This window comes from Sinobaca sp. H24 (genome assembly GCF_023845525.1).
The window spans coordinates 191078-204727 of the sequence record NZ_JALBWT010000003.1 but is presented as its reverse complement, the minus strand read 5'-3'; the positions used below and the strand labels follow the sequence as shown (position 1 = coordinate 204727).

The window sequence follows — 13650 nt, the reverse complement described above, 5'->3', positions numbered from 1 at the left end:
AGCCTTATTTTTCAAAATAATTCGCTGCGTTATGCAGTGCCTGGTCGGCAAATCGTTCCAGCACTTCATACGTTACATAGCCGATGTGCGGTGTGAGGATAACGTTATCGCAGTCGTGAAAGGGGTGCTCGCGAACGGGCTCTTCCTGAAAAACATCCAGGCCCGCGCCCGCGAGATGGCGGCTGCGCAGAAGCCGGGCAAGAGCATGCTCGTCTACAAAAGCTCCACGCGATGTATTAATAAATACAGCTCCCTGTTTCATTAAAGACAGTTTTTCTTCGTTTAGAAATCCTGACCACTCCGGCGTGAGACGCATATGAAGACTGATCACATTGGACGTGCGCAGTATGTCTTCGAGCGTCATCTGCTCAATGCCAAGTTCTTTTTCAGACCCGTCCCCGCCGGTGGGGCGCCAGACTTTCACGTTCATACCGAGAGCCTGGGCTATACGGGCGGTTTCCCGGCCGATGGACCCAAATCCCAATATGCCGAGCTGTTTGCCATGCAGTTCTGTACCTGTATGCTGAATCCACTGATTCCGGCTGAAGGCTTCCTGATGGGCAGAAAATTGTCTCACCGCCCCGATCATCATGCCAATAGTTAATTCAACAACAGAAGTTCGGGAACCTCCGGGGGTTGTTTTAATATCAATCCCTTTAGTTTCCAGTGCTTTCATATCAATATGGGCAACGCCTTTTCCCGTTTGGGAGATCAGCTGCACGTCATGAAGCTCATCAATAACCGATGCCGGCAAGTGGGTGCGCTCCCTGACGAGGATAATGGCTTTTTTTCCTTCTGCAAGAGAAGGGATCTGCTCCGGTTTGACCGGAATCGTAACAGCCTCCAGGTTCCAGCCTTTCTGGTGAAGCATCCGGGCAGCGGGAGAGGAGGAATAAATGTTTTCATAATCACCGAGTACAAGAATATTCAAACAAACACCTCCTTATTTGATGGGCCTGAAGCCGAACCATTCTGCATGAATGAATTCTTTTCTATCCAAAATATTATCTCTAGTCTAAGATTCCCTTTTTACACTATCCTTAACCACAGCCGGCCGGCAAAAACAGGTGGGGATATTCCTTTTTTTCCAAATATGGTATGATGTTCTTAATAAAGTATAAATGGTTCGATATGAGAGGATGCTGGCGAGTGATTAATTTATACTCCAAGATCGTTCTGGAAAAACAAGAGCTGGAGGAGCCCTGGGCGGAAAGCATTGGAATCGCGGAGCGAGCGGTTCGAAATGGGATTACTACTTTTGTGAACGCTCCTCCCTTCGTTAAGCGAGGAAATGAAAATTTTTCCGAGACGCTGAATGAAGAGCAGAAAGAATTCCAGACGCAGCTTAAAGAAAACAACCTGGATCTTACAGTGCTTCATGCCTACTGTATCCGTTCCCGCAAACGGGTTACAGATGGAGCGAAGGAGCAGGAGCTTTTAACGGTAAACGAAACATCGTATGTGTATGTCGATTTAAGCGGTTTTTCTTCTGCTGTTTTTGCACAGACCCTTTTAGATCGGCTGCAAAGAGGAAACTATCGGCCGGTTCTGATTTTTCCTGAATTTACTCCGATGTTTATTAACAACCCGGGATTTCTGCATTACTTCGTTAATCGCGGAGCCGTCAGTATTCTTTCAGCTGAATCCATCCTGCGCATTCATGGGAAAGAAACACAGCAGCTGGCCATAAAGTTTCTGCAGGCTAATCTTTCCCACGTGCTGTCTTCGTCCCCGCGGTCAGCTCTTGAACCATTCCGCCTAAAACAGGCATATGATTACATTGATCTGGAGTTCGGTACGGACTGGACCGGGTTTCTGCAGAAAAATGCCGATCATATTATTGAAGATAAGCCGGCCGTCATGTATGATCCCGTACCCATGCAGAAAAGCAGAAGGCTTTTCCCATGGGGGAAGGGGTAAGATAAAGTTCTCTCTGTTAAAAGAGAGGATTTTATTTTTTATTTTATGTCATCCGGTTGACATAAAATAAAGCGGGTACTATACTAAGGTCAGAAAACGCTTACAAATAGGGAGTGATGAAATTGAGAGTTTTGGTAGCAGGAATGATTTCCACTGCTTTACTGCTGTCTGCCTGCGGAAATGAAGCAGAAAGTGATGGCAGCGATAATGAAATTAGTCTATGGGTACAAACATCGAGTGAAAGTCCTGAAGGACAGGCTATGCAGGGATCGGTGGAAAAATTTAATGAGCAATTTAAGGGGACGTATACCGCCAATATTGAATTTATTCCACGCGGTGGGGGCGGTGGAGGATACGAAGATAAAGTGAATGCTGCGGTTTCTACCGGAACGCTGCCGGATGTATTAACCCTCGATGGTCCAAATACAGCCGCCTATGCAGAGTCAGAAATAATAGCTCCACTGGACGGAGTCATTTCTAATACAGATGATTTACTGCCAAGTATCGTAGAGCAGGGAACATATGAAGATGAGATGTATGCGGTGGGGTATTCTGAATCCAGCGTGGGCATCTATTACAACAAGGAAATGCTCGAGCAGGCAGGTGTTGATCTTGAGACTCTGCCCACAGTTGATGACCCATGGACATGGGATGAATTTACCCAGCTCTCCGAAAAGCTGACCGACTATTATGAAGTTCCTGCTATAGATATGGGACTTAATGACAATAGTGAGTGGTTGATGTACGCCTTTTCTCCATTTTTATGGTCGCAGGGAGGAGAAATTACTTCTGAGGATGGAAGGCAGGCAGAAACTGTATTTAATAGTGACGCCAATATGAAGGCGATGTCTTTTCTACAGCATATGCTCAATAACGATTATACAACGATTTCTCCTGCTGAAAACGGCTTTGAAACCGGTCAGTATCCTATGAAGATGAGCGGCTCCTGGACGATGGAGCAGTTGGACACTAACTATCAGGACATAGATTACGATATCATGCCCTATCCTGTTTCGCCGGACACCGGTGAATTAGTGACTCCAACCGGCAGCTGGCAGTATGCCATGTCTACAGCAACAGAAAATGAGGAAGGGGCCGGCGAATTAATTGACTTCTTAACTTCTACGGAAGCAGTGGTGGATATAAGTCTTGCAAACAGTGTACTGCCATCAAGATATTCAGCTATTGAAGAAATAGAAGATGAAGTATCGCCGCAGATGAATACCCTGATTGAACAAAATGAGGCTTCCGGAAAAGCAAGACCCGTACTGCCGGAGTATCCGCAGATTACCCGTTCTTTTCAGCAGACAATAAGCGGTCTTCCTTATTATGAAGATCAAGCAGGGCTGCAGGAGCTGCTTGATGAAAAAGCAAAAGAGATGCAGACTTCATTAGAAAGAAGGGAATAACATGGATCTTACTAAAAAACAGACACGCTTAAAGCGCTGGGAAGGCTGGAAATCCAGTTCTCTTGCGTTTCAGGCCCAGCCTTTTTATTTTCTGCTTCCAGCTATTATACTTCTTGGATTATTTCTCTTTCTGCCGGCGCTTTTAACAATTTATTATGCGTTTACCGATTATTATTTATTAACGCCTGACCAGCGTCAGTTTGTTGGATTAAGAAACTTCACGCAGATATTCGGGGATCCGGTATTTTTAAGAAGTCTGCAGAACATTACTATTTTTGTAGTAGGTATTATCATTTTTCAAGTAGGGATGTCACTGGGACTTGCTTTACTAATTAACAAGCAGCGAAGAGGAAACATCTTTTTAAAAGTAGCCTTTTTCTCGCCCGTTGTGATGTCACTCGTTGTCATTTCCGTTCTTTGGCTTTATTTGTTGAACCCGACAGATGGATTGGTAAACTCAATGCTGCTGGCCGTTGGAATTGACGCTCAGCCATTTTTAACCAGTCCCAACCAGGCTATTTACGCTATTATCCTCGTTTCTGTATGGCAGGGGGCCGGGTACCAGATGCTTATTTTTCTAGCGGGCCTTCAGAATATTCCTGGTGATGTGTATGAAGCAGCCAGGATAGATGGAGCCGGCAAATGGAAAAGTTTTCTGCACGTAACAATTCCTTTACTTAGGCCGACAACGACCTTGATCGTTTTTACCACATTGATTGCAGCATTCAAGCTGATTATTCAGCCGATGATCATGACTCAGGGTGGACCGTTAAATTCAACCATGACACCGATCTATTATATCTATCAGACGGGCTTCACTGATCGGTTAGTGGGATACTCAAGCGCCATGACAGTAGTATTTGGACTATTGATTGTCATCGTAACGTTCGTACAGCGCAGATTTGCAAAGGAGGACTTATAAATGAAGAATGTGAAAAAATTAGTCGAATACGTCCTGCTTACACTGCTGGCATTCTTCTTTATTTTTCCACTTTTGTGGATGGTTTCTTCTTCCATGAAGTCAGAAGAAAGTATTTATCAGGATTTGAACTCCGTCCAGGCTCTCCTGCCGTCTTTTCAGATTACGGAATGGCTGTCCACCTACACAGAACTGTTCAGCCGATTTGATATTGGTACTTATTTATTTAACAGCGTTTTTTATGCCCTTTTAGTTACGGCCGGAGCCATTGTCGTAAATGCCATGGCAGGATATGCATTTGCTAAATTCCGCTTTAAAGGAAAAAATATCATGTTCAGCCTGCTGCTTGCTATGCTGATTATTCCGGTGGAAACCATTATTATTACCCAGTTTACTATCATTCATAATTTAGGGCTCGTAGATAACCGGCTGGCCGTCATTATTCCCCTGATAGCGAATGCATTCTTCATCTATCTTTTCCGGAATTTCTTTATCGCTGTTCCGGATTCTGTTATTGAGTCGGCAAAAATGGAAGGAGCCGGCCACTGGACCATCTTTTGGAGGATTATGCTGCCGATGTCCAAGCCGGCAGTAGCTACAGTCGGTACGCTTGCATTTATTGGAAGCTGGAACGACTATATCTGGCCTTTGATGATTTTAACCGATTCGGATAAATATCCGCTACAGGTCGCTATAACGAGTATTAATGCGACAGAGCCGGTTTTCATTAATCAAGTGATGGCCATCCTCACCATTTCAACGATTCCATTAATTATTGTGTATATTGTTGCGCAGAAATATCTGCTCCAGGGATTAAGCAGTTCCGGATCAGGTCAGAAATAATCAAAACTAAATCAATTAGTCAGGGGATATTTACTATGCAGAAAACATCATACAATCATGAGCAGATGCTTAAAAAAGGGCAGGCGGCACTACAAAAACACAGACCAGTTAGAAAATACTGTATACCGGCTCGGTTATCATTTCATGGCGCCGTCAGGCTGGCTGAATGATCCGAACGGCTTAATTCAGCATAAAGGCATATATCATTTATTTTACCAGCATCACCCCTACAGCGCAGATTGGGGGCCGATGCACTGGGGGCATGCGACCAGTAAAGATCTAATAACGTGGCAGCATGAATCGATTGCCCTTGCTCCTTCAGAAACCTACGAATACGAAGCCGGAAAAACCGAAATTGGCTGTTTCTCGGGAAGTGCCGTAATAAACGGGGAAGAACTGGTATTGATTTATACCGGTCATGTAGAAGGCAGGGAACCTAAAGAAGTGCAGGCAGCCGCCACGTCGTCAGACGGCATTCATTTTACAAAAAATAAGAATAATCCTATTATAGCTGGTCCTTCATCAGAATTATCCGATGATTTTCGGGATCCTAAAGTATGGAAGTATGAAAATACGTGGTATATGGTCGTTGGCACGAGCAAAGGTGAAAATGGGGCGGCGGCTTTGTATTCATCAAAAAACCTGGAGGATTGGAACTATACAGGGACGGTTCTGGAGGGGGATGGAACGCAGGGAGATATGTGGGAATGCCCGGATTTATTTCCGATCGGAGAAAAACATGCGTTGATCGTTTCCCCTATGAATATGGAAAATGGGAAAAATATTATTATCGTTGGGGAGATGGATTATGCCTCGGGTACATTCATACCGGAAACTAGTAAAGAGATAGATGAAGGCATTGATTTCTATGCCGCCCAGACGTTTGCGGACGAGAAAGGCAGACGGATTCTGATCGCCTGGATGGACACATGGGATACTGATTTCCCTACCAAAAAAGAAGGATGGGCAGGGGCCATGACCATTCCGAGGGAAATTACGCTGGACAGCGGGAATCATCCTGTTTTTCTCCCTGTGCCGGAGATGAAAGAACTGCGGATAGAGCATGAAAGGTATCAAATTGAAATGCTTAAAGCAGACAGCGTACGAAATATTAATAGCAATAAAAACCTTACAAACAGCTTCGAGATACAAACGGAAATAAAATGGAAGAAAGAAGAAGGGAAAGGAAGGGTTGGATTTATATTAAGGGCTTCAAACGATAGAAAAGAGCAGACTTTAGTTTACTATGATATAGAAAAGCAAAAATTGGTTGTGGATACAACGAACTCGGGAGAAAGCTCTCCGGCCCTGCCATGTGAAGTAAGCCTGAAAAGAGAAGACAGCCTGGCGCTTCAAATTTTTATCGACACTTCTTCCATTGAAGTATTTACTGAAAAAGGGGATGCCGTAATAACGAATAGGATTTATCCCAATCCTTCGCATATAGAGGCAGCCCTTTTCACAACAAAGACAGATATTATATCGACAACCGTAGATACATGGAATTTAAAAAAAGTTATAAAATAATGAAAACCCATCAATAGTAAAAAATATTGATGGGTTTTATTATACTGTGGATCCCTTATGGAAAGAGACGAGATGACGTGTTTCACTTTTTTCCAAAGGCAGCATATCTGTAATCTGTTTTTGAAGTATAGCAACAGCAGATTCTGCAATGGTAGAAATAGGCTGGCAGATGGTGGAAAGGTGAGGGGCAGTAGTACGTATTGTTTCTGTCCCGTCATATCCGATGATTTTCAGTTTTTCAGGGATAGGTATATGTCTTTTGTGGGCCTCACGGAGTACGTTAAGTGCCAGCATATCGTCGCTTGCGAATATCCCGTCTGCATGAGGATGCTCATCAAATATCTGACGGATGATACGATCCTGCTCTACCTGGTCAAACACGCCGGAGATTTCATAAGTAATAGGCTCCTGGCCACGTTCGTTCATCGTATCTTCATATGCTTTTCTTCTATAGTTTGCAGGAGTTTCCAATTCACCTGGTCCGTTAATATGTATAATATATCGGCAGCCGCTCTCCAGAAGTTTCTCCGTGGCCATTCTCCCGCCCTGGTAATTATCTGAACCAACTACTGGAATATTTTTAGATAAATAGTGGTCGATCGCTACAGTTGGAAGCTGATGCTGGTCATAATCAAGGATGCCCCGGTTATAAGTTCCTACAATCACACCATCCACCTGATTGCGGCGCAGCATTTCCCAGTATTTTCTTTCTTTTTCTATATTATTTAAACTGTTGCATACAAGCATTTTATATCCTCTATTGGAACAGGCATTTTCAATTTCTGCAGCTATTTCCCCAAAAAAAGGATTTTTCGTTGTAGGGACAATTAGGCCGATAATGTTAGTTTTTTTATTATAGAGAGAACGCGCCAGATCATTGGGTATGTAATTAATATCTGTCATCGCCTGATAGACTTTATTTTTCGTATTTTCGCTGATATAGCCCCTGTTATTTAATACACGGGAAACAGTTGTTGGAGAAACACCGGCAGCCTTGGCTACATCCTCTATTTTAGGTTTCATCGAAAGCCCCCCTGAACGCTTTGGTCACGTAGTTTTTTCATCAATCAAAAATATCAGGCTGCGAATCCAGCAGACCAACCATCGGTAAAGATAAAGAGACGCTCTTTGTCTTTTTGTGAGGCCCGGCCTGCGGAAACGTCCGCCTGTATAAATTATGCATGCATTTATTTTTTCTCCTGGATCTCCGCTTCAAGAATCAGTTCAGCAATTTCTTCGCAGCTGCGGATAAATTCCCGGCCCGTGTAATAAGAGAGGCCAAAGCCGGCTGTCATACCGCCGACTACGGGAACAACCTTTGTAATATTGGCGACACGCTGCTGGCCTTTAAATTTAGCCATGTACTCCAGCACCATCTGCTCGCTGATGTCATCTTCAGAAGAAAGAGCGGCAATCTGGTCGAAGTCTTCCACTTCTTCCTGGTCTTCCTGCATCATTTTCTGCAGCCTTTCTTCTGTGAGCCCGAACTGATCCGACACGTTTCATTTCTGTTGACTGTGACATCCACATCTACTGCGGTATCGAGCACATCTTCGTACTCGGCCCCTTTGCCGGCGGCAAGAAATGAATATTTAAAAACAACCCGGTGGGCGGCTTTGGATTTTCGTTTTAAGAACGATTCGGAGTATGCTTTCGCATTCCGGTAAAAAATATCCTGCTTTTTGGCGTCGAGTCGTTCTGTAACAGCGTCATGGAGCTTACCAATACCAAGCTTGGTTTTGGAGCTCGTAAAAACCAATTTGCTGTCGCGGCCGAATACGTCATAAATCAAGTGACGGCGGATTTCACGTTTCAGCTCGCGCCGGCTTTTGTTCGGATCATATAAGTTGTCGCTTTTTGTGCGCACAAAAATAATCTGGATGCCGTGCTCTTTCGCTTCTTTAAAAAAAGCTTCATCATCGCGGTTCAGCTTTGTTTCAAAGCAGCAGAGCAGTACATCAAATGATTCAATGTCGTAGTTGACCCAGTAGTCATCCACCGTATGTTCTTCTATAAGGCCGCCGTATCCGGGAAGGTCAACAAACAGCATCGTGTCGTCTTCGCCCCAGATATGAGTCGTAACGTTCGTGCCCGGCGTGATTTTCGTATCCGTTTTACGTTCGCCGATCATTGCGTTCATGAGTGCGGACTTGCCGCAGCCGGGCGAACCGAAAAAGCCGATTTTCAACGATGTGCTGAGCTCGGATTCGACACGTTCAGCAATAACCTCGACCGGTGTATCCTCTTCTACCTGCAGCTCCTGAAACAGCTGCTCCAATTCCTTATCCCATTGATTCTTTCGTTTCACACCCACCATCCAAAACCCCCTTGTTCTCTATTGCAGCGATGGTTTACGATCTTTTTTGTGAATTTCTGCTTCGAGTATTTCAGAAGCGATCTCCCGGCAGCCTTCAATAGCTTCCCGGCCTGTATAGTACGTTAAGCCAAATCCAAGTCCGGCACCGCCGACAATAGGCACGAGCTTGGAGAAGTTTTTGGTTGCTTCTTTTGCAGCATTGTTGGAAAGCCAGTTTGTCATGATTTTCTGGTTGGAGCCTTTAGCCATAAACGGATCAGCTGTTCATATATTCTCAGTTTGTCTTCCTGTTCGGAAGTGAGCTGGCGCAGGCGGCGTTCGGTAATCCCGAACTGGCGGCCGATCTGATTTGTCATCCGCATAACCGCAGGAATATCAATGGCTGCCCCAAGAAAGGGAACGGGTACTGCGCCGCTTCCGGCAGATATAAAGGAATAATACATAACGACCCGGTGCGCCGCTTTTGCTTTTTCCTCAAGGAACAAGTCCGAATATGCTTTGGCATTGCGGTAGTATTTTGCTTTTTTATCGGTATCCAGATGGTCTATGATGGCAAAGTTCAGTTTATCGATGCCAAGCTTTGTGCGGGCACTTGTGAAGACCAGAACATTATCATCACCGAATACGTCATAAATAAGATGCTGGCGGATATCGCGCTTTAATTCGCGCTTGCTTTTTTCCTCATCATGCAGGGTATCTGTTTTGGTGCGGACAAAGATAACCTGAATGCCTTCCGCGATGGCTTCTTTAAAAAAGTTCTCGTCATCCTGGTTGAGCTTTGTTTCAAAGCAGCAGAGAAGGGCATCAAAGGAGTCAATTTCGAAGTTCTCCCAGTATTCGCTTACTGTATGTTCTTCATCCAGACCGCCGTAGCCGGGAAGATCCAAAACATAATAGAGTCATTTTCGCCCCAGGTGTGGGTAGTGACGTTTGTACCGGGCGTCACGCCGGTATCGGTTTTTTGTTCACCGATGAGCGTGTCCATCAGCGCGGACTTGCCGCAGCCGGGTGAGCCGAAAAAGCCGATTTTCAGCGGGCTGTTTAAATCAGCTTCCAGCTTCTGTGCAATTACATCAACAGCTACAGAGCTGTTGGTTTCCACCGATTTTAAGTAGTGATCCAATTCCTTGTTCCAGCGTCTTTCGACTTTATCTTTAGCCATAAGAACCTCCCGAAGTCTAGTGTTGTCGTTTTATTTTCGCGCCTGCAGTCAGGCCGGATCATAAAGAGACATATTGCATCAAATTTTCCCTAAAGCGGGGCGGCTTAAACCTTTCTATAAAAAAGAGCTGTTCCTTTAGCGGCTATAACGCCGGGAACAGCTCTCTGCCTGATATTATATCATTACTTTGCACATGTCGTTGGTGAAGGCCACCGGGTCTTCTACAGAAAGTCCTTCAATAAGAAGCGCCTGGTTGTATAAAAGGTTCGTATAAAGCGCCAGTTTCTCTTTATCCTGCGTGTAGGCATCTTTCAGAGACTGGTATACATCATGGTTAATGTTAATTTCGAGCACTTTATCGGCCTGGACGTGCTGATTTTGATCCGGCATCTGCTGAAGGATTTTCTCCATCTCAATAGATACTTCCCCATCGGCTGACAGGCAGACCGGGTGGGTTTTCAAACGCTTGGAAGCCCGCACATCTTTTACCTTACCGGAAAGGAGGTTTTTAATTTCTGTGAACAGTTCTTCGTTCTCTTTTTCTTCGGATTCTTCCTTTTCTTTTTCTTCCTCGGATTCAATGCCAAGATCACCGGCAGCTACAGATTTGAATTCTTTATCTTCATAGCTCATGAGCGTCTTAATGGCAAATTCATCAATGTCCTCCGTAAAGTAAAGAATTTCGTAGCCTTTGTCGAGAACCATTTCCGTCTGCGGCAGTTTTTCAATACGGTTGTAGGACTCGCCTGTCGCATAGTAGATATACTTCTGGTCTTCCGGCATTCTTTCTACATATTCCGCAAGCGTAACGAGCTTTTTCTCTTTGGAAGAGTGGAAAAGAAGGAGATCTTTTAAATCATCTTTGTTGGCGCCAAAGTCCATTTGAATACCAAATTTAAGCTGGCGTCCGAATGACTGGAAGAACGTTTCGTATTTCTCGCGGTCTTCTTTCAGCAGCGTTTTCAGCTGGGTTTTTGATTTTGTTTTTTAATGTTTTTGGCAATCAGCTTCAGCTGTCTGTCGTGCTGGAGCATTTCTCTGGAAATGTTTAAGGAAAGATCCTCTGAATCGACAATTCCTTTTACGAACCCAAAGTAATCCGGGAGCAGGTCTCCGCATTTTTCCATAATCAGTACGCCGTTGGAGTAAAGCTCAAGCCCTTTTTCGTAGTCTTTCGTATAGTAATCAAACGGTGTGTTTTCCGGTAGGAAAAGAATCGCCTGGTAACGAACGGCGCCATCTACACTTAAGTGAATATGCGTTAACGGTTTGTCGAAGCCGTAGTGCTTTTCCTGATAAAATGCTTCATAGTCTGCGTCGGTTAATTCATTTTTGTTTTTTCTCCAGATCGGAATCATGCTGTTTACAATCTGTTCTTCCTGTACTTCTTCTGTTTTTCTTCGTTATCTGCTTTTGGCTGGTGGACAGATACGTCCATTTTAATAGGATAGCGGATATAGTCGGAATACTTCTTAACGATGGATTTGAGCTTATGCTCATCGAGATACTCGTCGTAATTCTCATCTTCTGTGTTTTCGCGCAGTTTAATGATTACTTCAGTGCCGACGGTTTCTTTTTCAGCAGGTTCAATCGTATAGCCGTCCGCGCCGTTTGACTCCCATTTGTAAGCCTGGCTGCTGTCAGCGGACTTTGTATAGACCGTGACATAGTCAGCGGCCATAAAAGCAGAGTAAAAGCCAACGCCGAACTGGCCGATAATGTCATGGCCGTCTTTGATTTCATTCTCTTTTTTAAAGGCAAGAGAACCACTCTTTGCAATAATGCCGAGATTGGCTTCCAGCTCTTCTTCTGTCATGCCGATACCTGTGTCCGTAATAACGAGCTCGCGCTTTTCCTGATCGGTACGGAGCTTAATGTAATAATCATCTTTATTAAACGTGAGCGTATCATCCGTAAGCGCACGGTAGTACATTTTATCAATGGCGTCACTAGCGTTGGAAATCAATTCGCGGATGAAGATCTCTTTCTGCGAATAAATCGAATTAATCATCATTTCCAATAAACGTTTCGATTCGGCCTGAAATGGCTTTGTAGTCATAGTTTATCGTCACCTCGTATGTGTATTTGGCACTCATTGTGTTCGAGTGCTAAAAAGTCTCCTCTTACATTGTACATGTCATGGATAACGTGTCAACATGCCTTTTTAAAAATTAGCCAGCCAAAAATTTATTGATTTTTCTGATATTTTTATTGAAATTAATTTTATAAAGGTTACAATAGGGAACATAAAGGAACTATAAAGATCTTTTTATGAAAGAAGTGATGGCATGAAGCGATATAAAGTAGCAGTGATAGCTCCAAATGATATTATTGCTGACTGTATGGAAGTGACGGAGACGTTTCCACTGTTGGAACTGCTTCCGTATACATATAAAAAGGAAGCGGAAATTCCTGAGGTGGTTCAATCAGTGGATAAGAGTGCAGCTGCCGTCCTTTTTGGAGGACTGGTTCCTTTTCATAAAATAAAAGAACGAATGAGTTTAACAGACAAGCCGGCTTTCTTTCTGCCTTTTACAGGAGCTGGTTTATTTAAAGCACTTTATTCCTTAAAAAATGTAAATATCAACAACATCAGTATGGACACGATGAATAAGAAACCAATATTAGAAACCCTTATGGAGATTGGTATGGAAGAAGCCCCGGCTCATCTTCTCGAGTTTGAAAGCTCCATGAGCGTCAGCAGTATCATATCGTTTCATAAAGAGTTGTTTGAACAGGGAGAAACGGAGTACGTACTGACGAGTCTTGCAGAATGCTACGAAGCGTTAACTCAGATGAATGTGCCGGTAAAAAGAATCAAGCCTCCCAAATCAGTTATACGGGAAACTCTTGAAAAAATAGAATCGTCCTGTGAAAGGGAACCGATGGCTACTTTTCAAGCAGCAGCCTGCAGTATTTCTTTAAAAGGCTACAGCGAATGGGCCGTTAATCAACATGCCATAGCAGTAAAGGAATATGAACTTGAACTGGAAAAGTTAATGTCTGCCTCTGCAGATAAAGTAAAGGGCTGCCACGTCCAGCGATCTCCGGAGGAAATTATATTAATTACTACCCTTTCACATACGAAAAAAAAGGAATTTATTCGTGAAATAGATGCACTAAAAACAAAAATAGAAGCTCTTATTCCTATTCCTATTCATATTGGTGTTGGATTTTCACTTACGCTTCAAGAAGCTGTACTCGAAGCCAGAGAAACGGCAGGGACACCATTTATAAAAGAGTTCTCTTATGTGAAGCAGATAAAAAGGAAACCAATACAGGCAGATTTCCGGGAACTGGCTGATAAAGTGGGCATCAGCATACTCACACTTAATAAAGTGTATGAGTTGTCTAAGACATATGAAGGGAAGTTTACCGCTAATCAATTGGCAGAAGGGATAGGTATTACTGTGAAAAGTGCCCAACGGATTTTAAGACAGCTCGAAAAAGCAGACCTGGTAGATGTTACTGGAAAAGAATCACATAACACGAAAGGAAAACACCGGCGTGTATATAGTTTAAGTAAACAATTTGATACCTATTCATAAAGGAG

The 13650-nt window shown here is 43.7% G+C and carries 13 protein-coding genes and 1 pseudogene; 6 read left to right on the top strand and 8 right to left on the bottom strand.

Features of this window, described 5'->3' with window-relative positions:
- Nucleotides 1-4: 4 nt before the first annotated feature.
- Entirely contained in the window at nucleotides 5-931 is a 927-nt protein-coding gene (locus tag MMY81_RS06730) for an NAD(P)-dependent oxidoreductase (RefSeq protein WP_252312166.1), read from the bottom strand.
- Nucleotides 932-1149: 218 nt separating this feature from the next.
- On the opposite strand from MMY81_RS06730, the gene MMY81_RS06725 reads away from it, so the two are divergent.
- The 5 genes from MMY81_RS06725 (at nucleotide 1150) to MMY81_RS06705 (ending at nucleotide 6618) form a co-directional block, all read left to right on the top strand.
- Complete coding sequence (locus MMY81_RS06725) at nucleotides 1150-1920, top strand: CpsB/CapC family capsule biosynthesis tyrosine phosphatase (protein WP_252312165.1); 771 nt, start codon at nucleotides 1150-1152, stop codon at nucleotides 1918-1920.
- Between the two features lie 116 nt (nucleotides 1921-2036).
- A complete protein-coding gene (locus MMY81_RS06720; protein WP_274622831.1) occupies nucleotides 2037-3329 on the top strand; it encodes an ABC transporter substrate-binding protein in 1293 nt (430 codons plus the stop codon).
- 1 nt (nucleotide 3330) lies between these two features.
- Complete coding sequence (locus MMY81_RS06715; protein WP_252312163.1) at nucleotides 3331-4251, top strand: carbohydrate ABC transporter permease; 921 nt, start codon at nucleotides 3331-3333, stop codon at nucleotides 4249-4251.
- The gene (locus tag MMY81_RS06710; protein ID WP_252312162.1) at nucleotides 4252-5091 is read left to right on the top strand and encodes a carbohydrate ABC transporter permease; all 840 of its coding nucleotides are present in this window, start codon (nucleotides 4252-4254) and stop codon (nucleotides 5089-5091) included.
- Between the two features lie 57 nt (nucleotides 5092-5148).
- The gene (locus tag MMY81_RS06705) at nucleotides 5149-6618 is read left to right on the top strand and encodes a glycoside hydrolase family 32 protein (RefSeq protein ID WP_252312161.1); all 1470 of its coding nucleotides are present in this window, start codon (nucleotides 5149-5151) and stop codon (nucleotides 6616-6618) included.
- 39 nt (nucleotides 6619-6657) lie between these two features.
- Here MMY81_RS06705 and MMY81_RS06700 read toward each other — a convergent pair whose 3' ends face one another.
- The 7 genes and pseudogenes from MMY81_RS06700 to htpG all read right to left on the bottom strand — a co-directional run bounded on the left by MMY81_RS06700 (nucleotide 6658) and on the right by htpG (nucleotide 12156).
- Nucleotides 6658-7641 carry a LacI family DNA-binding transcriptional regulator gene (locus tag MMY81_RS06700; RefSeq protein ID WP_252312160.1) on the bottom strand — a complete coding sequence of 328 codons (984 nt, stop codon included), beginning with the start codon at nucleotides 7639-7641 and terminating at the stop codon, nucleotides 6658-6660.
- Between the two features lie 164 nt (nucleotides 7642-7805).
- A complete protein-coding gene (locus MMY81_RS06695; protein ID WP_252312159.1) occupies nucleotides 7806-8075 on the bottom strand; it encodes a hypothetical protein in 270 nt (89 codons plus the stop codon).
- The gene (locus MMY81_RS06690; RefSeq protein ID WP_252312158.1) at nucleotides 8072-8935 is read right to left on the bottom strand and encodes a GTPase; all 864 of its coding nucleotides are present in this window, start codon (nucleotides 8933-8935) and stop codon (nucleotides 8072-8074) included. Before MMY81_RS06690 ends, MMY81_RS06695 begins: the two co-directional genes overlap by 4 nt.
- A gap of 18 nt (nucleotides 8936-8953) precedes the next feature.
- Nucleotides 8954-9184: a hypothetical protein gene (locus MMY81_RS06685; protein WP_252312157.1), complete on the bottom strand. Its 231-nt coding sequence runs from the start codon at nucleotides 9182-9184 to the stop codon at nucleotides 8954-8956.
- On the bottom strand, nucleotides 9154-9822 hold the full coding sequence (locus MMY81_RS06680) for a P-loop NTPase family protein (RefSeq protein WP_252312156.1): 669 nt from the start codon (nucleotides 9820-9822) through the stop codon (nucleotides 9154-9156). The genes MMY81_RS06685 and MMY81_RS06680 overlap by 31 nt, the downstream gene beginning before the upstream one ends.
- Nucleotides 9777-10097: a hypothetical protein gene (locus tag MMY81_RS06675; RefSeq protein ID WP_252312155.1), complete on the bottom strand. Its 321-nt coding sequence runs from the start codon at nucleotides 10095-10097 to the stop codon at nucleotides 9777-9779. The genes MMY81_RS06680 and MMY81_RS06675 overlap by 46 nt, the downstream gene beginning before the upstream one ends.
- 174 nt (nucleotides 10098-10271) lie before the next feature.
- Nucleotides 10272-12156, bottom strand: a pseudogene (htpG, locus tag MMY81_RS06670) (molecular chaperone HtpG).
- 229 nt (nucleotides 12157-12385) lie between these two features.
- Between htpG and MMY81_RS06665 the strand changes: the two are divergent.
- The gene (locus MMY81_RS06665) at nucleotides 12386-13645 is read left to right on the top strand and encodes a winged helix-turn-helix domain-containing protein (RefSeq protein ID WP_252312154.1); all 1260 of its coding nucleotides are present in this window, start codon (nucleotides 12386-12388) and stop codon (nucleotides 13643-13645) included.
- Nucleotides 13646-13650 lie beyond the last annotated feature (5 nt).